At 43.6% G+C, this 25,122-nt stretch carries 20 protein-coding genes; 11 read left to right on the forward strand and 9 right to left on the reverse strand.

Going from position 1 to position 25,122, the window contains the following annotated elements:
* The first annotated feature begins 22 nt into the window (after window positions 1-22).
* From ACRD7P_RS15795 to ACRD7P_RS15845, 11 genes are all read left to right on the forward strand, one after another.
* Entirely contained in the window at window positions 23-1,144 is a 1,122-nt protein-coding gene (locus tag ACRD7P_RS15795; protein WP_430908612.1) for a glycosyltransferase family 4 protein, read from the forward strand.
* Between the two features lie 8 nt (window positions 1,145-1,152).
* Window positions 1,153-1,779: a sugar transferase gene (locus ACRD7P_RS15800; protein WP_430908614.1), complete on the forward strand. Its 627-nt coding sequence runs from the start codon at window positions 1,153-1,155 to the stop codon at window positions 1,777-1,779.
* 114 nt (window positions 1,780-1,893) lie between these two features.
* A complete protein-coding gene (locus ACRD7P_RS15805; RefSeq protein WP_430908615.1) occupies window positions 1,894-2,904 on the forward strand; it encodes a peptidoglycan bridge formation glycyltransferase FemA/FemB family protein in 1,011 nt (336 codons plus the stop codon).
* A 38-nt stretch (window positions 2,905-2,942) separates the two neighbouring features.
* Entirely contained in the window at window positions 2,943-4,655 is a 1,713-nt protein-coding gene (locus ACRD7P_RS15810) for a N,N-dimethylformamidase beta subunit family domain-containing protein (protein WP_430908616.1), read from the forward strand.
* Window positions 4,656-4,684: 29 nt separating this feature from the next.
* The gene (locus ACRD7P_RS15815) at window positions 4,685-5,797 is read left to right on the forward strand and encodes a glycosyltransferase (protein ID WP_430908617.1); all 1,113 of its coding nucleotides are present in this window, start codon (window positions 4,685-4,687) and stop codon (window positions 5,795-5,797) included.
* A 105-nt stretch (window positions 5,798-5,902) separates the two neighbouring features.
* A complete protein-coding gene (locus tag ACRD7P_RS15820) occupies window positions 5,903-7,171 on the forward strand; it encodes a glycosyltransferase family 4 protein (protein WP_430908618.1) in 1,269 nt (422 codons plus the stop codon).
* Between the two features lie 406 nt (window positions 7,172-7,577).
* Window positions 7,578-8,693 carry a GDP-mannose 4,6-dehydratase gene (gene gmd / locus ACRD7P_RS15825; RefSeq protein WP_430908619.1) on the forward strand — a complete coding sequence of 372 codons (1,116 nt, stop codon included), beginning with the start codon at window positions 7,578-7,580 and terminating at the stop codon, window positions 8,691-8,693.
* A gap of 36 nt (window positions 8,694-8,729) precedes the next feature.
* Window positions 8,730-9,818, forward strand: coding sequence for a GDP-L-fucose synthase family protein (locus tag ACRD7P_RS15830; RefSeq protein WP_430908620.1), 1,089 nt, complete (start codon window positions 8,730-8,732; stop codon window positions 9,816-9,818).
* Between the two features lie 69 nt (window positions 9,819-9,887).
* On the forward strand, window positions 9,888-11,327 hold the full coding sequence (locus ACRD7P_RS15835; RefSeq protein ID WP_430908621.1) for a lipopolysaccharide biosynthesis protein: 1,440 nt from the start codon (window positions 9,888-9,890) through the stop codon (window positions 11,325-11,327).
* Between the two features lie 448 nt (window positions 11,328-11,775).
* Window positions 11,776-12,840: an O-antigen ligase family protein gene (locus tag ACRD7P_RS15840; protein WP_430908622.1), complete on the forward strand. Its 1,065-nt coding sequence runs from the start codon at window positions 11,776-11,778 to the stop codon at window positions 12,838-12,840.
* 27 nt (window positions 12,841-12,867) lie between these two features.
* Window positions 12,868-13,467 (forward strand): acyltransferase, encoded by a 600-nt coding sequence (locus ACRD7P_RS15845; RefSeq protein ID WP_430908623.1) that lies wholly within the window; start codon window positions 12,868-12,870, stop codon window positions 13,465-13,467.
* Between the two features lie 172 nt (window positions 13,468-13,639).
* Here ACRD7P_RS15845 and ACRD7P_RS15850 read toward each other — a convergent pair whose 3' ends face one another.
* The 9 genes from ACRD7P_RS15850 to ACRD7P_RS15890 all read right to left on the reverse strand — a co-directional run bounded on the left by ACRD7P_RS15850 (window position 13,640) and on the right by ACRD7P_RS15890 (window position 25,048).
* On the reverse strand, window positions 13,640-14,824 hold the full coding sequence (locus tag ACRD7P_RS15850) for an OmpA family protein (RefSeq protein WP_430908624.1): 1,185 nt from the start codon (window positions 14,822-14,824) through the stop codon (window positions 13,640-13,642).
* A gap of 257 nt (window positions 14,825-15,081) precedes the next feature.
* Complete coding sequence (locus ACRD7P_RS15855; protein ID WP_430908625.1) at window positions 15,082-15,570, reverse strand: hypothetical protein; 489 nt, start codon at window positions 15,568-15,570, stop codon at window positions 15,082-15,084.
* Window positions 15,542-16,687, reverse strand: a complete 1,146-nt coding sequence (gene bshA / locus ACRD7P_RS15860; protein WP_430908627.1) for an N-acetyl-alpha-D-glucosaminyl L-malate synthase BshA — start codon at window positions 16,685-16,687, stop codon at window positions 15,542-15,544. The genes ACRD7P_RS15855 and bshA overlap by 29 nt, the downstream gene beginning before the upstream one ends.
* Before the next feature lie 115 nt (window positions 16,688-16,802).
* Complete coding sequence (locus ACRD7P_RS15865) at window positions 16,803-19,721, reverse strand: glycoside hydrolase family 3 N-terminal domain-containing protein (RefSeq protein ID WP_430908628.1); 2,919 nt, start codon at window positions 19,719-19,721, stop codon at window positions 16,803-16,805.
* A 134-nt stretch (window positions 19,722-19,855) separates the two neighbouring features.
* A complete protein-coding gene (locus tag ACRD7P_RS15870; RefSeq protein ID WP_430908630.1) occupies window positions 19,856-20,338 on the reverse strand; it encodes an ABC transporter ATPase in 483 nt (160 codons plus the stop codon).
* A gap of 83 nt (window positions 20,339-20,421) precedes the next feature.
* The gene (locus ACRD7P_RS15875; protein ID WP_430908631.1) at window positions 20,422-21,213 is read right to left on the reverse strand and encodes a (Fe-S)-binding protein; all 792 of its coding nucleotides are present in this window, start codon (window positions 21,211-21,213) and stop codon (window positions 20,422-20,424) included.
* Between the two features lie 28 nt (window positions 21,214-21,241).
* Window positions 21,242-22,579: a 4Fe-4S dicluster domain-containing protein gene (locus ACRD7P_RS15880; protein ID WP_430908633.1), complete on the reverse strand. Its 1,338-nt coding sequence runs from the start codon at window positions 22,577-22,579 to the stop codon at window positions 21,242-21,244.
* 6 nt (window positions 22,580-22,585) lie between these two features.
* On the reverse strand, window positions 22,586-23,554 hold the full coding sequence (locus tag ACRD7P_RS15885; RefSeq protein ID WP_430908634.1) for an MlaD family protein: 969 nt from the start codon (window positions 23,552-23,554) through the stop codon (window positions 22,586-22,588).
* Between the two features lie 54 nt (window positions 23,555-23,608).
* Entirely contained in the window at window positions 23,609-25,048 is a 1,440-nt protein-coding gene (locus tag ACRD7P_RS15890; RefSeq protein ID WP_430908635.1) for an N-acetylmuramoyl-L-alanine amidase, read from the reverse strand.
* Between the last annotated feature and the right edge of the window lie 74 nt (window positions 25,049-25,122).

Consider the following 25,122-nt stretch of genomic DNA (forward strand, 5'->3'; position numbering starts at 1 on the left):
TCAACGAAATTGAATCGTTTACATGAAAATCGTATTGTTACTCAGTAGAATTGAACAAACGGGCGTCACCACACATACCATCGACCTTGCGGAGGGGCTTGTTAAAAAAGGGCATCAGGTGCGTTTGATTACCGGGGGTAAAATTGAAGGCGCGTCGAACAGAGTGGATGATTTTCATCAGGCCTTTGTGGATTTGGGTGTCGAAATTAAAGAGTTCAAGACCCCTAAGGGAAGCTTAGTACGCAAAGGCGTGGATGCCGTTGCATCGGTAATCGAAATTATGCGGGACATTCGGGCCTATCAACCGAATGTCATTCATTCACAATCGCCTTATATGACCTTTATACCTTGGTTTATGAGGCTAAAATTCACCACCACCATACATATACTGTATTTGAAAAAAAACTTCAAGTATAAGAACCCGAATCATATGATTGCCATCAGTCAGGAGTCCTACCAGTTCGCAAAGGAGGTATTCGGTATGCCGGAGAAGCATACCAGTCTGATACATCATGGGGTTTCGGAACGGTTTTCAAAACCGATAAACAACACGGACAAGGCGATGCTTTCGGATCGCTTGGGTATTCCAAAAGGAAACCTTGTTATTGGCTTTGTAGGGAGCATTTCCCTGCGCAAAGGGAGCGATATTATGATAAAAGCGCTACAGGGCCTTAACGACAGCGCAAAATCTAAGATCAGTTTTGTTTTTTTAGGTGGTACCGCGGGTAGTGACGAACATACTTGGCTGAAAGACCTGATCGAAAAAGCGGAAATTGAAAATATGGTACATATGGTACCCTTTGAAGACCCAAAACCATTTTACGACCTTTTTGATGTTTTTGTGCTCCCCTCAAGAATGGAATCCTTTCCTTTGGCTACCATTGAAGCGATGATGTCGGAATGCTGTCCGGTAAGAAGTAATGTAGAAGGGGCCTATGAGCAAATTGAGCATAAAGTTAACGGTATGTTGTTCGAGACCGAAAACGTTCAAGGTCTTACCGAAACATTGGAAACCTTGATTTTTGACGATACCCTTAGGATGACCTTGGCAAAAAATGCAAAGGAAAAAGCATTACAGGAATTCACCATTCCCGCAATGACCGAAAAGACTTTAAAAGTCTACGACAAAATTAAAATGAACTAGTATCGGCCATGTACACTAAAGTAGTAAAACCGCTTTTAGACTTTTTTGTTGCCCTGTTGGCACTAAGTTTGCTATCGCCCATTGTCATCACGGTGACCTTAATTTTGCTGTATTCCAACAATGGAAAACCGTTCTTTTTTCAGTTGCGCCCGGGAAAAAACGAGAAAATCTTCAAAATTATCAAGTTCAAGACCATGAACGATCGTAAAGATCCGGACGGTAATCTCCTTCCCGATTTCGAAAGAATGACTACTATAGGAAAATGGATCCGTAACAGTTCTTTGGACGAGCTGCCCCAGTTGTTGAACGTTTTAAAAGGAGATATGTCCATCGTAGGCCCTAGGCCCCTTTTGGTTGCCTACCTTACCCGATACAATCGGGAACAAGCCCAAAGACATCTGGTAAAACCGGGGATTACCGGCTGGGCCCAGGTGAACGGAAGAAATGCGATCAGCTGGGAGGAGAAATTTGCACACGACATCTGGTATGTTAAAAACATCGGTTTTGTGACCGATTTTCGCATTTTATTGAAGACGGTGCATAAAGTATTTATTTCAGAAGGCGTTTCCGCAAATGAGACGGTAACCATGGAAATGTTTATGGGTACGGAGCGTAAAATAGATAGCCCTGATTAAATTTTAATGAGGGTACGCCCCATTATTTTTCTTTTTCTAAACACTTGGCAAGGCCGATAGAACGGAGAAAGCGTAAAAGAAACCACAACAATTTGTAACCTTTGTATAGCTAACATGATATCCCTAATTACAGAAAAAGAGGAATGGCGCAACGCACTGAAAGCGATAGGCGGCTATGATTTTTATCATACGTACGATTACCACCACTTATCCAAAAATGCTGATGAAACCCCGCTTTTGGTAATGTATAAAGATGAACACCTACATCTGGTCATCCCTTTTTTAAAGCGTACGATAGCGGACGGACCATATGTTGACCTAACGTCCGTGTATGGCTACGCCGGTCCATTGCAGAAAGGTACGTTGGAGGATGCCGACCTTGGCCTGTTTCAAACCATGTTCAACAGCTGTCTTGCCGAATTGAAGGTCGTTTCGGTTTTTTCACGATTACATCCCTACCTTAACTACCAAGAACCGCTTTTAGCAGGACTTGGCCAGGTAATCACCCTTGGAAAAACGGTAAATATCGATTTGACAAAAAGTGTGGACGAACAGCGCACGCAGTATGGAAAAAGCACCAAAAACAGGACCAATAAATGCCGGAGGCTCTGCAAGGTCGTTAGCGCAACCACTACGGAGGACATCGATACCTTTATCGATATTTACTACGAGAACATGAAGCGTTTGTCGGCCGCGGAAAGTTACTTTTTTCCAAGAAAGTACTTCTTCGATTTTTTGGAGTGTTCCGATTTTGAGACGGATATCCTATTGGTAATCCATGAAGAGGACCAATTGGCCATTGCCGGCTCCATGTTCGTAAAAACGAACAGTATGGTACAATTCCATTTATCGGGAAGCAGAACGGAGTATTTGAACATTGCACCGGCCAACCTTTTTTTGGATGAGATGCGGTTAAAAGCGACCCAGGAAGGATATACCACCTTTAACTTGGGTGGCGGTCTCGGCAGCGAACAAGATTCCCTTTTTAACTTTAAAGCCTCTTTTTCCAAAGATTATCGTGATTTCAAAATTTGGAAGTACATTGTGAACAATTCGGTTTACGATACCCTGGTCGGAGAACGAAAACATTCCGATTTTTTTCCGGCCTACCGGGCAACCAGTTGATCGGTAACACGAAGTATCATGTGGTAAGAAAACCATAAATGAGCTCTGACACTACAAAAATAGCGATTGAAAACAAGCGAAAAGGGACAACTGATTGGCAGTTGAAAAACCCATCCTCAAGGCGTGAAATTGAAGGGTATGCCTCCTTGAGCAGTGTTACCGCAGGAGAAGAGATTCATTTTTTCGTACATACCGAAGCACCACAATACACCATTTCAATATATCGCATGGGCTGGTACGGTGGCCTTGGGGGGAGAACGGTCTACGGACCCATTACCCGCAAGGGAATCCAACAACAGATGCCAAGGGCGCATAGCGAAACGGGATTGATCGCTTGCCAATGGACCGACCCATATCGGCTAAAAATACCAAAAGAGTGGCTTACAGGGGTATATGTGGCGAAACTTCAGGAAGAAACGCAAAAGAAAGAAAGTTACATCATTTTTGTGGTAAAGGATATGAGCTGCGAAGCTACCATTTTGTTTCAACTACCGGTAAATACCTACCAGGCCTATAACTTTTGGGGCGGTAAATCCTTGTACGACTGGGGCAGTGGATCATGGGAAAAATGGGGGCAGCAAACCGGGAAAAGAGCGATCGAGGTCTCTTTTGACCGACCATATGCCGCCAATAATGACCCAAAAGCCGCTTATGGTGTAGGAGCTGGTGAATTCTTCACCAACATTCAACCGGTTACTTCACACTTTTACCCCATAAGCAGCGCGGCTTGGGATTACAACATGGTGCGCTGGCTTGAAAAAAACAACTATAACCTCTCCTACTGTACCAATCTGGATACGCATTCACATCCGGAATTACTATTGAAACAAACGCTTTTCATTGCACACGGCCACGACGAATATTGGTCGATGGAAATGAGGGAAAACCTAGAGCAAGCTCGGAATTCGGGAGTAAACTTGGCTTTCTTTGCCGGAAATACGGGTTTTTGGCAAATTCGATTGGCCTTTTCCGAAAAAGACAACAAAGAACCAAGAACTATCATTTGCTATAAGGATAGAACCGATCCCATTCAAGGAAAAAAACTAACTATCAATTTTCGGGAACCACCGGTAAACAAACCGGAATCGGCCTTGTTGGGCGTAGAACATAGTATCGATCCGGTGGACGGTGATATTGTTGTGACCCATCCGGAGCATTGGGCCTTTAAAGGAACCCATTTAAAAAAAGGAGACCGCATCAAAGGGGTGCTTGGCTATGAAGTGGATCATGTAACGGAACAATCCCCAAAAAATATTACAGTACTGGCCGATTCCATGGCAACAAATTTGTTATATAACAATTATGGTTACGCTATAAAGCAGCTATTACAAAAGATTTGTAGAAGACTGTATTTTCCTAGGGATTGGGTAGCTAAAAAAAGTGGAAGTTTTCTTATCCTTTTTTTAACCGGAGCGATCCTGTTCAATTTTTTGTTGTTCGCGGTTGCAGGAAAGACGTTATGGTCTTTGTTCGGAATACTTCAACTTTTGGGGGTATCCCTGTTTCTCTTTATACTTTGGAGAATGGTATTGCGACAAAACAGAAAAATAGTGACAACAAGTTATTCCCAAATGACCATTTACAGGACTCCATCGAACAGTACGGTGTTTGCGAACGGTACCATACAATGGAGTTGGGGCCTGGATGATTTTAATGCACCGCAACTAAGAAGCGCTAGAAAAAATAAAGTAGCGGAAATCATCACCCGAAATATCCTGGATACGCTGGGAACAAGAACCACACAAAAATAATAAACCCCCAATTCGGACAATACACTATCATGAAAAATACTATTTGCTGCATTTTCAATATTGGCAGCCACTACCGTGAACCCATCTATAAATTAATGGATGCCGCCCTACCTTGCGATTTTTACTTTGGAGACACTATTTTTGCACCCATAAAAAAAATGGATTATGCCAAACTTAGCGGGTATAAAAAAACGGTGAAAAACCGCAAAGTACTTGGCAACCGATTTATATGGCAGCATTCCATTTGGCGATTGCCATTTTCCCATTACGATCATTTTTTGATCAATAGCTCGCCATATTACCTATCGAGCTGGGCAACTTTGTTATTGGCCAAGTTGCTTGGTAAAAAAACCTACGGATGGGCCCATGGGCTAAAAGGAGGAGAAACGGAAAAGACCAAAAAACTCGCCAAAACTTTTTTTAAGCTATTCGACCATCTCTTTCTATATGGAGATCGATCCCGACAACTGATGATCAAAGAAGGGTTTGATGCAAAAAGGTTACACCTCATCTATAATTCCCTCGACTACGACGAACAATTAAAAGTGAGGAGTCAACTAAAGTACTCGGACATTTATAAAGACCACTTTAAAAATGACCTTCCGGTAGTGGTATACATTGGGCGCATCCAAAAATCCAAAAAATTACCGATGTTGGTGGAGGCGGTAAAAAAAATAAACACGCCCCAAAAAAGATGTAACCTAGTTTTCATTGGAAAAGAAACAGGAGACGATCCCGTTTCACAAATGGTTGACGAAATGGGCCTACAAGACAATATTTGGTTCTACGGGCCCAGTTATAAAGAATTGGAAATCGGAAACCTGATGTACAACGCTCATGTTTGTGTATCACCGGGTCCGGTGGGCCTTACTGCCGTCCATGCCGCAACCTATGGGACCCCTGTAATAACGAACGACCACTTTCCTTCACAAATGCCCGAACACGAAGTTATTGAAAACGGAGAAACCGGTGATTTTTATAAAAATGAGGACTTCGAAGATCTTTGCAAAACTATTGAGCACTGGATCGCCTTAGAAACAAGGGAACGGGATGAAGTACGAAAACGTTCCTATACGGTTATCGACAAAAAATATAATCCTCATGAACAGATAAAGACCATGCAACAAATAATTGGAAACTAATGTTTTCATGGTTTTTGAAAAAAAGAACAAGAAGTATTACGTGTAATTCGAATTATCTTTGACCAGAAAGTCGGAACAAAACAAGAGGGGCCAAAAAAGCGCATCATGAAAATTTTATGGATAACCAATACCCTTTTCCCCGATGCGGCCATAGCATTGGGAAAAGCTCCACCGGTGGTAGGAGGCTGGATGTATGGGCTTGCTAAAGACTTGAGCGAGTCGAACGTAACGCTTACTGTTGCAACGGTAACCAATTTTGGGAAGGACGAGCAGGTATCCGTGGCCGGTATTCAATACTACCTATTACAATCCAATAAACCCAAAACATTTTACGATCAAAGTTTGGTGCCCAAATGGCAAAAACTGATCGAAACGGTCGCGCCGGATCTGGTACACATCCACGGAACGGAATATGCGCAGGGTCTTTCCCTGTTAAAAGCCTATCCTAAAATGAAACACGTTATTTCCATACAAGGATTGATCGGGGTGATCGCTCGGTACTACACCGCAGGGATTCCCACCAAACAAATTGTAAAAAACATTACGTTTAGGGATGTGCTTAAACGGGATACCATTTTACATGCACAAAGCTCCTTTTATAAAAGAGCTCGACTGGTGGAAAAAGTATATTTACAAAATGCGAAGCACATTATAGGTCGCACACAATGGGATAAGGACCATATATCCACTATGGCACCCAAGGCGGCTTATTACCATGCAGACGAGTCGTTGCGCGATATTTTTTATACCTCCAAAAAATGGGATTTGAACAATGCGGCACCGCACACCATTTTCCTAAGTCAAGCGGGGTATCCTATAAAGGGGCTCCATATGGTTTTGAAAGCTGTAGCTCTTTTAAAACCGTTCTACCCAAACCTGCAGGTCCGTATTGCCGGTGGTAATATTTTAATGAACGATGCTGGTTTCAAAAAGAAATTGAAACGCAAAGGCTATGGAAAATACATACAATCCATAATAGACACTAATGACCTAGAAAAAAATGTTAGTTTTTTAGGATTTCTTAAATCAGAACAAATGGTCGGCGAATACCTAAAAAGCCATGTTTTTATTTGTCCGTCAAGTATCGAAAACAGCCCCAACTCGGTAGGTGAAGCACAACTACTGGGCGTGCCTACCATTGCCTCATATGTAGGTGGAGTACCTACTTTCATTAGCGACGGGGAAACCGGCCTACTATACCGTTTCGAGGAAGTGGAAATGTTGGCTTCTTGCATGCGAAAGCTATTTGAAGATGGCGATTTGACGCGTTCATTGTCGGAAAAAGAAATTGAGGTGGCCACTAAACGACACCATCGACAAAATAATTGCAAAAGGCTTGTGCAGGTTTACGACCAAATATTGAATGTCTCCTAAATCACTATACCGTTAAAAAGACATGAAAGTTATAAGGAAAGAAGCAACATCCCTTTGGATGCGGTATCAACGTAATGTTAAACGATGGTGGTAAGCCGCTCTTTAATGAACTCGCTTCAATCCACCGATGTCAGGTATAAATGAACGATACTAATTTGATGACAAACCACTCGTAATGGTAAATTGTGTCGATATAACGTTTTTTTATGCATATATGTGGACATAAAGTTTACTATTAAAGGGAACATCTTTAAGTTTGCGTAAATTTTGGTATTGCGTATCGGAAAGAAGAGAAAATTTCTCAAGTAAATGAACGTTATACTTTTAACATCCCGAACCATTGGCGGGAACATTTTTATCACTGTTCGACGATGTCCAGCAGTAATTGAAAAACAAATTTCATTTCATGAAAAAAGTAGCATTGATTACCGGGGTTACCGGACAGGATGGCGCTTATTTAAGCGAGTTTTTGTTAAAAAAAGGATATGAAGTACATGGACTAAAGAGAAGATCCTCTTTGTTCAATACCGATAGGATAGACCATTTATACCAAGACCCACATGTAGAGAATAGAAACTTTATCCTGCATTATGGCGACATGACCGATAGTACCAATTTGATTCGGCTGATCCAAGAAATACAGCCTGACGAAATTTACAACCTGGCGGCAATGAGCCACGTACATGTATCGTTCGAGGTACCCGAGTATACCGCAAATGCGGATGGAATAGGAACCTTGCGCATATTGGACGCGGTCCGGCTTTTAGGGCTCGGCAAAAAAACCAGAATTTATCAAGCGTCCACTTCGGAACTGTATGGAAAAGTACAGGAAGTTCCGCAAAGTGAAACCACTCCTTTTTATCCAAGAAGCCCATATGCGGTGGCCAAAATGTATGCCTATTGGATAACCGTGAATTACAGGGAAGCGTATAACATGTATGCCTGTAATGGTATTCTTTTCAATCACGAATCACCGATCCGTGGAGAAACCTTTGTCACCCGTAAAATAACCAGGGCGGCTTCCAGAATAGCGTTAGGACTTCAAGATAAATTTTATCTCGGAAATCTGGATGCGAAAAGAGACTGGGGCCATGCAAAGGATTACGTTCGTATGATGTGGATGATCCTTCAAGCGGATGAGGCAGAAGACTGGGTAATTGCCACCGGAAAAACGACAACGGTCCGTGATTTTGTACGGATGAGCTTTGCGGAGGCAGATATCGAATTGGAGTTCAAAGGGGAAGGTGTTAACGAAAAGGCCTTTGTAAAAGCCTGTAATAACCCGGACTACCAAATTGAAATTGGTAAGGAAGTCCTGTCGGTGGACCCCAAGTACTTTAGGCCAACAGAGGTCGAACTGTTGATCGGCGACCCCAGTAAGGCCAAAAACAAATTGGGCTGGATCCCAGAGTTCGAACTAAAAGATCTGGTGAAGGATATGATGCAAAGTGACCTGAAACTCATGCAAAAAGACCGTTTTTTACAGACTGGAGGATACCGTACCTTAAACTATTTCGAATAGAATTCAAACCCTATTTGTACAGCATAGCCTAATTTCATGCAAAAAGATTCCAAAATATATATCGCCGGACATCGCGGACTGGTAGGTAGCGCTATTGTGAAAAATTTGACCGCCAGGGGATATACCAACCTTGTTACCAGGAGGCATGCTGAACTGGACTTGACAGATGCCTTGGCCGTAGCCGATTTTTTTGATCGGGAGCGTCCGGAATACGTTATTCTCGCAGCCGCAAAGGTGGGAGGCATTGTAGCCAATAATACCTATCGTGCAGAATTCATTTATGAAAATCTGATGATCCAAAACAATGTGGTTCACCAGAGTTATCTGCATCAGGTAAAAAAACTATTGTTTTTGGGAAGCACCTGCATCTATCCAAAGGCTTGTCCACAACCGATGAAAGAAACCTATCTGTTAACGGATCCCTTGGAGTATACCAATGAGCCTTACGCCATAGCCAAAATTGCGGGCATCAAACTATGTGAGAGCTATAATCTCCAATACGGCACCAACTACATTTCGGTAATGCCGACCAACTTATACGGTCCCAACGATAATTTTGATTTAGAAAAGTCACATGTACTACCGGCCCTAATTCGAAAAATTCACTTGGGAAAGGCCCTAGAAAATGAAGATTGGGACAGCGTTCGGGCGGATTTGAACCGTTTGCCCATTGAAGGGGTAAACGGAGAAGCTTCTACGTCCGATATAAAAGGAATTCTTGAAAAGTATGGACTTCAACCAAATTTGGAAGACGGTGTTTCCGTTGAGATTTGGGGTAGTGGAAAACCGATGAGGGAATTTTTATGGTCGGAAGACATGGCCGATGCCTGCGTCTTTTTAATGCAGGAAAGGGACTTTAAGGATACCTATTCCAAAGACACCACCGAAGTACGCAATACCCATATCAACATCGGTACCGGTACAGATGTTTCCATAGCAGATTTGGCGAACCTCATTTCGGAAATTATTGGCTTTAAAGGTACATTCGTGTTCAATACCGATAAACCCGACGGAACCATGAAAAAGTTGACCGATGTTTCAAAATTGCACGATTTGGGATGGAAACATAACATATCCTTGAAAGAAGGTATACAAAAACAATACGATTGGTATCTAAAACAGTGATGCGCCCAAATAAATGCTATAACATTCGTCTCTTCCCCGAAACCCAACATAGCTCAAAATCGGTATCGGATGGGACAAGGTGATAAAATGTTCCGAGGTGCCGCTTGGAATGCTTTTGGAAGTATTAGTATTCAAGCGGTACAGTTCATATTAGGAATCATCTTGGCGCGGATTCTAGGTCCAAAAGTTTATGGGGCGCTTACCATCTTGGTAATTTTCACCACAATATCCCAAGTATTTATCGATAGTGGCTTCACCAAGGCGCTTATTCAAAAAAAGAACCGTTCAGAGGACGATGTTTCTACGGTATTTTTATTCAACATTGCCATTGCCGTTGTTTGCTACATTGTAATATGGTTTATCGCGCCCTTTGTTGCGGCATTCTATGACAATTCTGCCTTAACACTGTTGCTAAGGGTATTATCGCTATCGCTATTTTTGAATGCCTTGTTTACCGTTCCTACTACGCTCTATACCATTGATCTGAACTTCAAGGTAATCACCAAAATTAACTTTATTTCTGCCCTAATCTCGGGAACGGTGGCAGTTATCATGGCCGCTTCGGGTTTCGGGGTATGGTCATTGGTATGGCAAGCCTTGCTTAAAGGCCTTTTAACGACCCTTTTAATGTGGTATTGGCTACGATGGAAACCCAATCTTGTCTTTTCAAAAAAGTCCTTCAAGGAAATGTTCTCCTTTGGTTCAAAGCTACTCATCTCCTCGCTTTTGGGCACGTTCACCACTCAAATGAACGCTTTGCTGATCGGGAAATATATCAGCCAAAAAGACCTTGGACTATATCAACAGGGCATGCAATTTACCAATGTTGTGTTCAATCTGGTTACCTCCGCATTGAACGGAGTACTTCTTCCCGGGCTTTCACCGTTGCAGGATCAGCGAGATAAATTAGTATTTCAAACGAAAAAGATCATCAAGTCCTCCGCAATTGTGGTCGTGCCGATATTCTTAGGGTTGGCCACAATGGCGGAGCCTATTATTCGTATATCGATCGGTGAGCAATGGTTGTTATCCATCCCCATTATGCAAGCGTTTTGCATCGGTAGAATGATCACCATCATCAGCGGAATCAATGTTAATCTCCTTTATGTCCTAGGGCGCACCGATCTTGTTTTAAAGCAACAGTATGTCAGCATTGCTATAAAGATAGCACTGCTACTTGCCGCTTTGCCGTTCGGTATCGTCTATATTGCATTGGCCGAAGTTGTGGCTACCTCCATCCATTTCTTCATCAATACCTATTATCCCGGAAAACTAATGAATTTTGGAGCTTTACAACAACTAAAAGACCTAAGGAAAGTGGTTTTCGCGGGTATTGTAATGGTAGTGCCTTTGATCCTGATCAACCTGTGGATACCTTACGATTGGTTACGTTTGGTATTGGCGGGAATTATTGCCCCGGTACTTTACTACTTCATGGTGCGCACTTTAAACATCTCCGAATTGCTGGAACTCCAAAAAAAGGCACAATCTTTTTTAAAGAAAAGTTGAAATCACAACATAAAAAAGCGTGCTGCAAAACTTGGACACCATCGTACGAACGCATAAGAAATGGATATAGGTAACCGTAGTTCCCGGGTAAAATTTTGTTTTTCAACAAAATTATCATCCTATTTGGATCATTGGCAATCAATATTTATACTTTAGCTAAGCGTATTACTGGAAAAGGGTATAATGTAGTACGGAAATAGAAACTATATTTGAGTCGAATACGGGCTCGTAATTCCATAAACAACGTGTTGTCAAGGGCCATTTGAAAGTCACCTATATGTCCAAAATATTGAACTATATAAAAAGCATAGGAATTATTCACTCCCTCCTGCTTATTGCTTTTTTGTCCACCCCAATGAACATCGGTTTTGTATTTGGCTATGCGCTTTTTATTAGCATTTTTCTTAAAAAAAGCTTCATAAAAAAAAATCTGGACAAACACTTTTTTATGTTGTTGGCGTTTAGCGTTGTTTATGCGCTTTTCTACTTGATGGACCCCATTGGGGGCGTGCAATACTTCTTCATTTACCTGACGTTTCCGGTAACGCTTTATCTCTGGGGGAAATACATTGCCTATAGGCTTGAGCTAAGTGACTTCACCATGGCATTCATCGTTATAGGGTTGGTGTTTTCCAGTATAGGAATGATTTCCATTTTATTGAACATTATGTCCGATGGCCTTGGGCAATCTTCAAGGGACATCCCCTACTTCTGGGCGGAAACTTCCAGAAATGCTACGAACATGGCGGTCCTCTTCGTTTTCAATATGTGTATTCCCGCATATTTGATGACCAACGATAAGCGGCTATCGTTGCTACAAAAAGGAATATTAGGGCTGCTTTTCTTTATTTCCCTGCTTTGCGTTATAAGACTGGGAAGTAGATCGCAGCTCGCCATACTAATGTTCACTTTTGTCATTGGGCTGGTTTATTTGTTTCCCAGGCAACGAATTAAACAAAACGTTGGGCTTTTGTTAGCGCTTTTGGCACTTTCGGGAGTAATTTATAAAAACGTTTCCTTTGATCTTAATGCCAATTGGCTCGCAGCTTTCGAATCGCGATTAAAGAGTTCTAAAAATACCGTTGCCAATGCAGGCAATCGGTCGGAACGTTGGGAGGTTTCCCTCCAAAATCTGGTAGACAAACCATTGGGTTGGGGCTTGGAAGATATCGGGCATGCCCATAACCTCTGGTTGGACACCGCTCGGGTAGGCAGCCTTATTTCCGCGTTCTTGCTTTTGATTTATACGGTTTGGGCGTTGCTAAATTTAAAAAAGGCCGTTTTCCTCAGAAAAAAAAGTCTTTCCATAAACGTAGTTATGATCTGCTTCTTTTTGGCGTTGTACCTCTCTTTTATGGTAGAGCCGATCATCGATAGTTCATTTACCTTTTTTACCGCTTTTTGCCTTTTTAACGGGGTAATCTTAATTTACAGGAAAAAGATTTCTGAATCTAAAAAGGAACAAGAGCTTGTTCATACGGACACGGAGAACATTTCAGAAATTGTTCCCTAATGCATTCAGCACCGCAACACCTTTAATATGATTCAGGTATTAAAATCCATCTTAACTTTTCCATCACAAACCTGGAACGGCATCCATAATGCCGTAATGTTCCGGTTCAAAAGGGTTTTCTATGCGGCCCGACCCAAAATAACGGGAAAAATATATATTTATAAGACCGGAAAGGTGGTCTTCGGAACAGGTGTTTCCATAAATTCGGGAGCTACCAGCAATCCCATCGGAGGCGATACCCGAACCAACCTCATCGTCTCACAAAATGCCGTATTGACAATAGGGGATCATACGGGCCTGTCCAATTGCACCATTGTATGCCAAAACGGCGTAACCATTGGCAAACATGTAAAAATCGGCGGCAGTGTAAAGATCTATGATACCGATTTCCACCATTTGAAATACACGGAACGGGAAAATCGTAAAACGGACATTCCCCTTACCAAATCGGTCGTTATCGGTGACCATTGCTTTATTGGTGCACATAGCATCATTCTAAAGGGCGTCACCATAGGCAACAAGGCAATTATAGGAGCGGGTTCCGTAGTAACCAAATCCATTCCCGAGGGCGAAGTATGGGGTGGAAACCCGGCGAAGTTCATTAAAAAAATTGATGCTATTGGTTAATACCGCTTCATTTGATTTAGTGTGTTTGAAATCGGAAATGTATCACTTCACAACCCTAGACCCGTTATACTATTGCATTACTTTTATTGGTATGGAATGTTTTTTTCTTCAAGACCCCCTTGGCAACGAAATACTAGGCCACATTAAACAACAAGAACTATCGGACTCCCACCTAAAACGCCACAATACCGAATTCAGATCTGCGGTTTACACTATGCTTTTCTTCAGGGCAATAGGTAACATCATCACATTCGTTCAACAAAAGGGTTTCCCCCAATGCTTCGCTCACGAGTTGCGCGTCCGGAACCCCATTGGCGATCAAGTAATCCGTAGTACGTAGTACGCGCCGGTCCGACAACCATTGGTTATACCGGGTACTCCCTCGGGAATCGGTATGGGAAGCCACACTGAGTACAACAGTCGGGTTTTGCCGTAAAAAAAGGGTAAGCTCATCTAAAACCCTTTTGGACTCGGGGTTTAAGTAAGAAGAGTTCAACGGAAAATAAGCGTGGCCGATTTTATCAATTTCAGCGCGTAACCGTGCCTCCCGCTGTTCTCTTTCCGAGATTGCCCGTTCGGCGGCCAATGCCGCTTCTTTTTTAGCATTTTCCAATTCCTCGGCCAAAGCCAAAGCCGCTTTCTCTCGGGTCGCCTGGGCCAGGGAATCTTGATACTGTTGCCTTTGCTTCTCCAGCGCATTGCGCAACGCTAACTTTTCTTCCCCTTTTTTGGATAACGCTTTCTCGATTCCAAAGCGATATACGGCACCCGCACCATATTGAACATGGTTTGTGGCATCCGTTTCCCCTATGGTCCATTTCGCCATGGTATTCAGGTCTGCCCCCCATCGGTCGGAAAACCAAATACGAAACCCGACCGTAGTGTTAAAAGTAACTCTAGAAATCGTGTTGGCCCTGGTAAACCCGAGCCCAAGTCCCAAATACGGATCGAACCAAGCGGTCTCGCCCACTATTTTATTAAGATCGTAGGATACGCCGGTATCCAAGGCCAAGTAATCCGTTTCTTGTTGGTTTACACGCCCATCGATCTGCTTTCCAACCTTGTACTTGTTATAACTGCCTACAGCCGATAACCCGATACCACTTTTGAAGTAACGGCCGATACTTATTCGCGAAGGATAGGGCAAGGCGTTCCATTGCGCATTTACGGAAAAAAGTTTGTCCGTTACATCGCCGGAATCGTCAACAAAGTTATATCCAAGACCAACGGTCCAAGCACTTACCACAATGCTATCCTTTGCGGTAAGTTCGGGAAGGCTATCGTTTTCCACATCAACTTGGGCAGTAACAATACGTACAAACAAACAGGCCAAAAGAAGCAAGCATCCATTCTTCATAGCGGTAGGATTTGGGTCAATACCGTCACAAAGTTATCCATATGTAGTATTAGCCACAAAAAGTGCCTCTAAAGTGCCTTATAATTCGATACACGGGGGTTCTACACCTTGTTTTGGGCGAATGCTCCAAAATCAGGGAGGCCAGTAAACGGAAAAATCAGCAGATGAACTTAAAGGAAGGTCCTTTCAAGGATTTAAAAGAGCATAGACCAAGGGCTGAAAAAGACAAAAACAACCAACAAAATATACAAATACCGCTATTCTTCGGGTTTAAAAACAATAGCTTTTTGGGTAGCTGGTATTTTGTAAACGCTAAACGGGCTTATGACAGCGGTTTCCGATGCTCCTTTTGGCAATACGGTCATTTGCTTACCGATTACCAATTCACTTTCGGTTTCCTTATCCATGGATAGGATTGGTATGCCGGAACCTTTTTGTTTTCCGGAACAATAGACCAGTACATACTCCTTTTCAAAGTCTACTTGAGGTACGGGTATTCCGGGCTTTCGGGTACGGTTAATTTTTGAGAAAAATTTCTGGAGCGACTTCTGGTCCTTAACCACCAAGGTTTCCTCTGTATCCGTAGGCGCGTAGTTATCTTGTAAAATTAAGGTGAGGGGGTTGTCGGCAGTTGCGTCCGTTGTTCCCATAGTCGCTTTTTTTTGCCCGTTGCATGCCATAAGGAATATGGATGCCACCACCATTGCAGCGGTACCGTTAATTATAAACTTTATGAAGTCGCGCATCGTATGCTTTTTTATAGATCTGCTCGTATAAGGGCAGCACCTTAAGAATATCAAATTTTTTCGCTTCCCTATAGGCATCTTCCTTAAAACGATCCAACACGGTATCGTCCCGCAACACCCGAATCGCATTTTCCGCCATATCGTCAATATCGCCTATGTCGCTCAAATATCCGGTAACCCCATGCTTGTTTACCTCGGGAATACCTCCGGCATTACTGGAGATAACCGGCACCTTATTGATCATGGCCTCCAATGCGGCCAGTCCAAAACTTTCGGACTCCGAAGGAAGTAGAAAAAGATCGGAAAAACAAAGGATGCGATCAATTTCATTACTATTCCCCAAAAAGATGACTTTTTCGGCAATACCGAGTTCCTCGCACAGGCGCTCGGCACCTTCTTTTTCAGGCCCCTCCCCGACCATAACCAATTTAGCGGGTATGGACCGTTGTACCTTATGGAAAACGGCAATAATATCCGGGATCCGTTTTACCTTCCTAAAATTACTGATATGGGTAATTATTTTCTCGTCGTCATTGGCCATCAACGAACGCTGACAATCCGTAAAAGAAAGGCTGTATTTTTTTTCGTCTATAAAATTCGGTACTACCGCAATCTCTTTTTTGATATCGAAAAATTCCAACGTACGCTGTTTCAGGTTCTCGGATACCGAGGTTACAACATCGGATTGATTGATACTGAACGTAACCGCGGGCTTATAAAACGGATGTTTCCCTACCAAGGTAATATCGGTACCGTGCAGTGTAGTGACCATGGGAACAAAAATCTGTTCCTCTTCCAACATTTTTTTTGCCATATAGCCGGCATAGGCATGCGGTATGGCATAATGTACATGTAATAATTCGATACCGAAAAGTTTGATGGTATCGACCAATTTGCTCGATAAAGCCAGTTCATAGGGCTGGTAATGGAACAGCGGATATTCGGGAACGTTTACCTCGTGGAAATAAATATTGTTGTTCAGGAGTTCCAAACGAACGGGCTGTCGATACGTTACAAAATGTACTTCGTGCCCCCTATTGGCAAGGGCAATACCCAGTTCGGTTGCCACTACCCCGCTTCCTCCAAAGGTCGGATAACATACAATTGCTATTTTCATCTGTCAAATTTAGTGAAATCCAGTAGGTCTGTCGGTTTTACATTGGTATTATTACAACAAAGGGTGGTCAATATCGGGATTATCGATATGGCAAATGAACGGCTTGTTGGTCAAATTATCGGTCGGAAACAATGGCTTCGTATATGGCACCCTGAATACGGGTGCGCAAGCCCGATTTTACCAATAGCGTATTGCTTGCCGATGGGTAGGTTCGGTTGGAAAGGAACACATAAACCAGCTCTTCTTCCGGGTCGGCCCACGTATAAGTTCCGGTAAAACCGCTATGTCCGAAACTTTTTCGCGAAACATAGTCGCATGCCGGACCGCCGCCATTGGGATTGGGCTTATCGAATCCAACGCCCCGCCGCACCTTTTTATCACAGAAATAACAGGTATTGAACTTTTTAATGGTACGCGCATCAAAAAAACGGTGTCCCCCGTAGAAACCGCCCTGTAGGTACATCTGCATTACCTTCGCCACATCGTTGGCGTTACTGAACAGACCGGCATGACCGCCGACCCCACCTTGCATCGCCGCCCCCATATCGTGCACATAACCCTGCACCCGTTGGTAGCGATAATATTTGTCTTCTTCCGTGGGAACGATCAGCGATTTTTCAAACTTCTCCAAAGGGTTGTACGTAGTGGTGGTCGCACCCAAAGGACCATATAAAAAATCATTGGCCAATTCGTTCAACTGCTGTCCTTTGCTATCCTCGACAAATTTTTTCATCACATAATAGGCAACATCACTGTAGCGATAGCGGTTCGATTTTAAGTCTTGCCGCCCTATTCTATTATAAATGGAATCGGTATAAGCATCCGCCAAATACAGCCCATCACTAACCTTTATGGAAAAACCGTCCATGGGCGCTTGTCTATAAAACTCTTTTGAGGGACGTCTTTTGCCATTCAGGGTACTTACGTAAAACGCGATCCAGGCAGGCAAACGACCATAGTGCGATAATGCTTTTAACACCGTCACGTTTTTTAGCTCGGTAGTATCGTATTGGGGTATGATCTCTCCAAAGGTATCGCTCAAATCAACATCGCCATCTTCCTCCATTTTCATGACCATGGGAAGTGTGGCCAAAATTTTGGTTACCGAGGCCAAATCGTAAAGGTGTTTTGGGGTAACGGAATCTTTTGAGGTATACGTGGGCTTTCCAAAGGCTTTTTGATAAATAATTTTTCCTTTCCGTGCAATCAATACCTGCGCCCCGGGAAACATTAGGGAGTCCAGTCCGTTTTTTACAAGGGTATCCACTTTTGCCAATGCCGTACTACTGATACCCACACGTTCGGGAAAACTGTAACCGAGACGTTGTAAGGACTTCAACCGTATGGACGTGCCCTCTGGAAAGTCTTTATGGGCGCTTACCGGTAATACGCCGTTCGAAGGAATGGCACCAAAAATCAACTGTGCCATTTTACGCTGTGCCATTTCGCTATTCTGATAGCCGACCACCACACCGTCCAAGGTTTTAAAGGAGGGTACATCCGACAAGGCATAGGGTTTTGCAAATAATGCCAGTATGGTATTGGACGTTCTTGCTTCTGAAATTTCCTTCAACCAGCTCAATTCCTTTTTCGAAAACCGGTATGCCTTCCACGGGCTTTCATTGCTCTTATGGTATCCAATGATGACGAGGTTATACTCCGATAATTTATCCTTAACATTCCCGATGTCGGCAGTATTCACTTGGGTAACCGTAGCATATTTGTTCAACTCTTTTAAAAATGGGTCACTATCGGAATCGCCCAGTTTCACATAGGCTATTTTTTTGTTTTCCAATTTTTTGATGCCCATCAAGTAAAAATTATTTTTTACAACGGTAAGTGCATTTTCAATGGCCTTTTCATAGACAAGGTCGTCCTGTAAGGAGTTTAGATCGGCGTACAAACCTTTGAGATCGATAGGGCGATAATTCCCGAGACCTGCTTGGTATTTGGCCATCAATATCTTTTTTACCGAACGGGCCAAACGGTCCTCGCTAATTTTACCCCGCTCATAAAACCGTAGCAATTTTTCTTTCGCTTTCACCACATCGGTAGGCATCAATAGGATATCGTTTCCCGCCATAAAGGCCTTCAGCGATACTTCACCCTCATCGCCATAGTCTGTAGCACCTTTCATATTCAGCGCATCGGTAAAAACAAGGCCTTTGAACCCCATTTCTTCCTTTAATATTCCTGTGATGATCTGTTCGGAAAGGGATGACGGCAGATTTTTCTTTATTTCCATGCTGGGGACGTTCAAATGTGCCACCATAACACTGGACACCCCGGCATCGATGAGTTTCTTAAAAGGGTGGAGCTCTATACTATCCAAACGTTTTCTGCTCGCCTCGATTACCGGCAAGGCCAAGTGCGAATCGGTCGCCGTATCGCCATGGCCCGGAAAATGTTTACCACTGGAGAGTATGCCCGCGCGATGCATTCCGCGCATGTACGCCATTCCCTTCGTTGCCACATTAACGCGGTTTTCGCCAAAGGAACGATTTCCGATAATGGGATTTTTAGGATTGATATTGATGTCGATATCCGGGGCGAAATTAATATGCACGCCCAATCGCTTTGCATGCAGACCGATACGGTATCCTACTGATTCTACAATACTGCTATCCGCAATTGCCCCTAAGGTCATATTCCATGGAAAAGCATAGGTAGAATCCAAACGCATGGACAGTCCCCATTCGGCATCCATTCCTATAAGTAAGGGGGTTTTTGATTGCTTTTGATAATCGTTGGTGAGCTGTGCCTGTTTTATTGGTCCTCCAGTGGAGAAAATCACGCCTCCTATATGCTGTTCCCGAATTAGCTTTCCGATTTTTTCATGACTCGCTTTTCCTCCGTCGGATGCGACCATCACCATGAAAAGCTGTCCTAGTTTTTCATTGATGTCCATTGCGTTGTATCGCGAATCTACCCACTGTGCCTGCGCCGCACTGTCCTTGGCCACCAAGGGATGCGCTTGCCCTAAAAGGGAAGCTGCGTACAGAAAGAACACAAGGGAGAAAAATACGGATCGCATAGTAAAACTTCTATCAAATAACTAAAAACAACGGAAATTATTGTATTTCACCGATCTTCCGTCGCATATCATTTATAGCGGTTCAACTACCATGCCATTTGGGGTGCCGCCTACAACCAATACGTGATTTTGGATTACATAAAACGGGCGTGCCAACTTTCGGAGGCCGGTACCTCCCAATGATCTAAATACTCCTCCTTTGTAGCGACCAAATTATTGAAGACCACCGTTTTTGCGGAAACGGATTTTGCCTTGGCCATCTTTTTAAACTCCGTCAAAGGCTTATAGGCTACGTACTCGCCTTGCTTATAGGATACGTTCATTTTGTCCAACAAAAGCACATCGTACTTCTGCTCCAATTGCTGAATAAAATGTACGGAGGCATCTATGGAACAACCAGAGGCCGAAGCATCGGTTTGATCTAACCCAATGATCAAAAATCGTTTATACGGTATTTCGTAACCTGCATTCAAAGCTTGGCCATGGGCCGTCCATGCTTTAAGAAAGGTATCGGTCTCCGTTTTGATCTCCTCAAGTTCGATATCGGTAAAGGTCCGATTGGCCTGATAGATCCAAACACGGGAATCTCCGGGCAATTTTTCAAAATCAACTAGCATTTTTCTGTATTTGGGGATAGGCGCGTGGGCCTAAATTTTATTATTGTATGTAATCGATAGTCTTCCTATCTGGGGTAGCAAACCTACAATTCTTCGGCTTGGGCAATCAGTTCCGCAATGTCCATTACCGCAACACTGGCCTCTTTTTCTTTGTTTTTGACCCCGTCGGTCATCATGGTATTGCAAAACGGACAGGCGGCGGCTATAATGTCAGGTTTTGTTTCCATGGCCTGCTCGGTCCGTTCTATGTTTACGTCTTTGTCGCCATTTTCGGGTTCTTTGAACATTTGGGCGCCACCGGCTCCGCAACAAAGTCCTTTTTTTCTGCAGTTCTTCATTTCAACGAGCTCTGCATCCAGCTTTTTGATCAACTCCCTAGGTGCCTCATACAATGCATTGGCCCTTCCCAAATAACACGGATCATGATAGGTGATGCGTTTCCCCTTGAAGGTTCCGCCTTGCAGACCAAGTTTTCCGCTTTCGAATAGTTGTTTTAAAAATTGGGTATGGTGCAACACCTCATAATTCCCGCCCAAGCCAGGATATTCATTTTTTATGGTATTGAAGCAATGAGGGCATGCGGTAACTACTTTCTTCACTTCGTAAGCGTTCATCACCTCAATATTGGTGACCGCCTGCATTTGAAACAAAAACTCGTTTCCTGCTCGTTTGGCCGGGTCGCCCGTACAGCTCTCCTCGGTACCCAAAACGGCAAAAGATACCTCCGCCTTGTTCAATAGGCGGATAAACGCCTTCGTAATTTTTTTTGCCCGGTCGTCAAAACTTCCTGCGCAACCTACCCAAAACAAAACCTCTGGTTGTTCGCCTTTCGCGAACAGTTCCGCCATTGTAGGTACTTTCAACTCGTTTGACATAGTCGTGTATTGTGTCGTTATTAAGGGTTTAAGACTCGTTCGCCCAATTCAGCCGGTCCATTTGGTTAAAGGGCCATGGTGCACCGTTGTTTTCGATGTTGCCCATCATATTGTTCAAGTCGGTGGGTGCCGCAGATTGTTCCATTACCAAATATTGTCGCATGTCCATAATTATGGAAAGGGGATCTATGCTCACAGGGCAAGCCTCTACACAGGCATTACATGAGGTACATGCCCACAGTTCCTCTCTTGTGATGTAGTCGTCCAGCAGTTGTTTTCCATCATCTACAAAACTTCCCTTATTGGCATCGATATTTTTCCCTACCGCTTCCAGACGGTCACGGGTATCCATCATTATTTTTCGGGGAGATAACTTTTTTCCGGTCTGATTTGCGGGACATTCACTGGTACACCGACCACATTCGGTACAGGTATAAGCATTTAAAAGTTGTACCCATGAGAGGTCCGCTACATCGGAAGCACCGAACTTTTCAGGCTCGGGGGCATCCTCATCGGGAGCGGCAAAAGGGTCGGCCTCTGGATCCATCATCAACTTTACCTCGTTGGTGACCGATTGTAGGTTTTTAAATTGTCCCTTTGGCTTCAAGTTTCCATAATAGGTATTGGGAAACGCCAATAAAATGTGTAAATGTTTGGAGTAATAGAGGTAATTCAAAAACAGTAAGATTCCAACAATATGCAGCCACCACGCAGTACGTTCTACCAAAATAAGGCTTGAAATGGATAAATTTTCAAAAAGGGGCGCAATGAACCCACTTATGGGGAACGACCCCATAATTCCCGCTTCGCTAGCGTAATGTGCGGCTCCCTTTAATTGTAATTGGTAGTCTGCGGCATTCATCGTCAGGAACAAAAACATCAGCACCAATTCGATATACAGGATCAGGTTTCCGTCTTTTTTCGGCCATCCCTTCATTTCGGACTTTAAAAAACGCTGTAATCGTATGACATTTCTTCGAATCCAAAAAATAATTACCGCTACGACCACTAAAAATGCCAGAATTTCAAAGCTACCGATAAGTACGTTATACACCGGACCCAAAAAGGCAAACAGCCGATGTGTTCCCAATAGTCCGTCCAGTATTATTTCCAACACTTCAATGTTGATGATTACGAAACCAACATAAACGATTATATGAAGTAGGCCGGCGATCGGCCGTACTACCATTTTGCTTTGTCCCAAGGCGATCATGGCCATATTCTTCCACCTTTGGGACGAATTGTCCGATACATCGGCCTCTTTTCCGAGCTTTATATTACGGGCCAGCTTTTTTACGTTTCGGGCGAAATACCCTATCCCTGCAATCAATAGCAGGGCAAAAAGTATATTGGGGAAGTATTCCATAAATCGTTATTGGTCGTCCATTTTTGCCGCGGGATCATCCTCGGGGAGTTCATACTCCTTTTGTTTTTTGCCAAAGACCGAAACGTTTACATAGCGCTTCGGGTTCAGTCTGAAATCCTGAAGTAGCAATTCCAGTTCCTTGGATGCACCGTTTAAATTGGTATACAGTTCTTTATCGTTGACCAACTGGCCTAAAGTGCCTTCTTTAGCGTCTATTTTGGCCATGACCTTATCCAGATTCGCCACTGTAGACTCCAAACTCTTAAGGGTCCTGGGCAGTCCGGCATTATTCAGGGAATCGGCCAATTTTGAAAAATTTGCCGTTAGGTCTTGAAAATTACGTAAGGAGCTGTCCAATTTTCCGGCATTTTGACTTAAGATAGCGTTCAATGAGGATGCACTGCCCTGCAAACTACCGATCAACCGGCTAAATCCTGAAATCGCATCCCTTAAATCCCTTTTCGTTTTGGTATCGAGCACCTCGTTTACGTTCAATAATACGGAATCGGCATCCGATACCGCCGATTCGAACTTTTTGAACAAAGGCGTCAATTTTTCTTGTGCGAGCTCGGTTAACCCAGGCCGGGTATCGGTGGCCAGCGTATCGCCGTTCTTTGCCGGAGCGGCACCATCAAAAATAGGATTTATCTGAAGTCCCTTGCCCCCGATGATCCCGGTATCGTACAACTCTACCGGACTATTTTTGGAAAAAGCAAAATCGCTGTTTACGGTAAATGTGACAAGAAGGTTACCGGCCTTATCGATAAAACGAATGTCGTTCACCTTCCCTACGTTCAAACCGTTTATCGATACCGGGGTACCTGGCTGTAGGCCGCCCACATTGGGATATACGGCGAACAATTGCCGGCTATTGTCGAATAATGGGGAGGATTTTAAATAACTAAAGCCCAATATAAAAAGAAGAATGCCACCTATTACGATAATTCCCGTTTTGATTTCCCTAGATAGCTTCAAAAGAATTGTTTTTCTGTTCCAAACAAAATTAGAAATAAATTTTACAAGACACCATTAATCGGAAACGTATTTCTGCGCCTCGGCCATAGTGATACGTTTGCCGTCCTTGTACGCCACGATATAGGAAGTAGGATATCCCTTGATATCGGCGTTGGACTTCAATAGCTTGGCCTCTTCGAAAGACGTGGTGCTCCCATACAAATATCGGAACATGTTTTTAAAAGGCTCACGGGACAGTTTATTTAAACCGTTAAAATTGTCGGATCGAAGGGCGATGTCCTTTGAACTGGCAAGCAATTGTACTTTAAAGGTAATGTTGGCCTTTTCTTTCTTTTCCGCAGGCGCCACTTCGGTAATGGGTTCCGTCGGTGTGGACTCGGGTTCCGCGACCGTTTCGGTCAGTACTTTTTCCGCAACCGCTTTTGGGGTTTCACGCTCTGGAACATCCGCACTTGGCGCTGCGACCCCATCGGTATCGGTTTTGGTCACTTCTATTACTTCGGTTTCTACCGCAGGTGGGATTTCCTCCTTTACTTCTGTTGCCTGAGGAGATGCTTCACTAACCTCCACGGCTTCATCGGCCACGGCCGTATCCGGGACGGTCACTGTTTCCGGAAGTTCCTCCACCATTTCTGGCTTCTCGTCCGTATCAGGTGCTTTATCCACATCTGAAGGCAAAGTAGTATTCGTGGCCTTCTCAGTGCCGACCGGCACGCCGTTCTTGTACTTAAGAATGGCATTGGCAATGGCATTCCCCATTTCCTCCTGCCCTTTTTTCGAGTTCAAATAGGCTCCTTCGTCCGCATTGGTCAAAAAACCGGTCTCTACCAAAACACTTGGCATAAAGGTTTGATGCAACACGATAAATCCGGCTTGTTTTACTTTTCGATCGTTTCTCTTGAGCTGGCCGGAAAAATTATCTTGAATCCCTTTTGCCAAACGAATGCTCTGGTCTAAAAACTCTTCTTGCATTATGGTCAACCCAATGACTGATTCCGGTGAATTGATATCGTAATCGGCGTACCGTTTTTCATAATTATCCTCCAGATAAATAACGGAATTCTCCTTTTTGGCAATATCAAAATTCTGCTTGTTGGCGTGCAGTCCCAATACAAAAGTACCCGCACCGTGCGCATTGGATGAATGGGAGTCGCAGTGTACCGAAACAAAAAGATCGGCATTCGCCTTATTGGCAATTTCCCCTCGCACATAAAGATCTACAAAGGTGTCGTCATCTCGGGTATAGATCACCTTTATGTCGGGATCGTTCTCCAAAATCTTGCCAATATTCAATACAATATTGAGCGCTATGTTCTTTTCAAAATAGCCATTCCCCAGGTTGCCCGGGTCGTGCCCTCCATGCCCGGCATCGAGCACCACTACAAACTTATCGTCACCCCCGTTGGGCAAGTCGGGACCACCGTAAGCGCAAAATGATGTAACCAACTGCGCCATAAGAATTAAAAGCAATGGCTTCAACTTTGCACTATTCATAGTTTTTAGAGTCTTCAAATTGGTTAAATTTATGGTAATGCCCCTGCCATGGAACAAAAAATATATGTAAGTTT

The sequence above is a fragment of the Maribacter sp. 2-571 genome (assembly GCF_050589625.1).
In the GTDB taxonomy this organism is placed as follows: Bacteria; Bacteroidota; Bacteroidia; order Flavobacteriales; family Flavobacteriaceae; genus Pelagihabitans.

What these genes read in the sequence shown, in the direction of transcription:
- ACRD7P_RS15795 (WP_430908612.1), top strand. Translation starts at nt 23, where the DNA reads ATGAAAATCGTATTGTTACTCAGTAGAATTGAACAAACGGGCGTCACC.
- ACRD7P_RS15800 (WP_430908614.1), top strand. Translation starts at nt 1,153, where the DNA reads ATGTACACTAAAGTAGTAAAACCGCTTTTAGACTTTTTTGTTGCCCTG.
- ACRD7P_RS15805 (WP_430908615.1), top strand. Translation starts at nt 1,894, where the DNA reads ATGATATCCCTAATTACAGAAAAAGAGGAATGGCGCAACGCACTGAAA.
- ACRD7P_RS15810 (WP_430908616.1), top strand. Translation starts at nt 2,943, where the DNA reads ATGAGCTCTGACACTACAAAAATAGCGATTGAAAACAAGCGAAAAGGG.
- ACRD7P_RS15815 (WP_430908617.1), top strand. Translation starts at nt 4,685, where the DNA reads ATGAAAAATACTATTTGCTGCATTTTCAATATTGGCAGCCACTACCGT.
- ACRD7P_RS15820 (WP_430908618.1), top strand. Translation starts at nt 5,903, where the DNA reads ATGAAAATTTTATGGATAACCAATACCCTTTTCCCCGATGCGGCCATA.
- gmd (WP_430908619.1), top strand. Translation starts at nt 7,578, where the DNA reads ATGAAAAAAGTAGCATTGATTACCGGGGTTACCGGACAGGATGGCGCT.
- ACRD7P_RS15830 (WP_430908620.1), top strand. Translation starts at nt 8,730, where the DNA reads ATGCAAAAAGATTCCAAAATATATATCGCCGGACATCGCGGACTGGTA.
- ACRD7P_RS15835 (WP_430908621.1), top strand. Translation starts at nt 9,888, where the DNA reads ATGGGACAAGGTGATAAAATGTTCCGAGGTGCCGCTTGGAATGCTTTT.
- ACRD7P_RS15840 (WP_430908622.1), top strand. Translation starts at nt 11,776, where the DNA reads ATGTTGTTGGCGTTTAGCGTTGTTTATGCGCTTTTCTACTTGATGGAC.
- ACRD7P_RS15845 (WP_430908623.1), top strand. Translation starts at nt 12,868, where the DNA reads ATGATTCAGGTATTAAAATCCATCTTAACTTTTCCATCACAAACCTGG.
- ACRD7P_RS15850 (WP_430908624.1), bottom strand. Translation starts at nt 14,824, where the DNA reads ATGAAGAATGGATGCTTGCTTCTTTTGGCCTGTTTGTTTGTACGTATT.
- ACRD7P_RS15855 (WP_430908625.1), bottom strand. Translation starts at nt 15,570, where the DNA reads ATGCGCGACTTCATAAAGTTTATAATTAACGGTACCGCTGCAATGGTG.
- bshA (WP_430908627.1), bottom strand. Translation starts at nt 16,687, where the DNA reads ATGAAAATAGCAATTGTATGTTATCCGACCTTTGGAGGAAGCGGGGTA.
- ACRD7P_RS15865 (WP_430908628.1), bottom strand. Translation starts at nt 19,721, where the DNA reads ATGCGATCCGTATTTTTCTCCCTTGTGTTCTTTCTGTACGCAGCTTCC.
- ACRD7P_RS15870 (WP_430908630.1), bottom strand. Translation starts at nt 20,338, where the DNA reads ATGCTAGTTGATTTTGAAAAATTGCCCGGAGATTCCCGTGTTTGGATC.
- ACRD7P_RS15875 (WP_430908631.1), bottom strand. Translation starts at nt 21,213, where the DNA reads ATGTCAAACGAGTTGAAAGTACCTACAATGGCGGAACTGTTCGCGAAA.
- ACRD7P_RS15880 (WP_430908633.1), bottom strand. Translation starts at nt 22,579, where the DNA reads ATGGAATACTTCCCCAATATACTTTTTGCCCTGCTATTGATTGCAGGG.
- ACRD7P_RS15890 (WP_430908635.1), bottom strand. Translation starts at nt 25,048, where the DNA reads ATGAATAGTGCAAAGTTGAAGCCATTGCTTTTAATTCTTATGGCGCAG.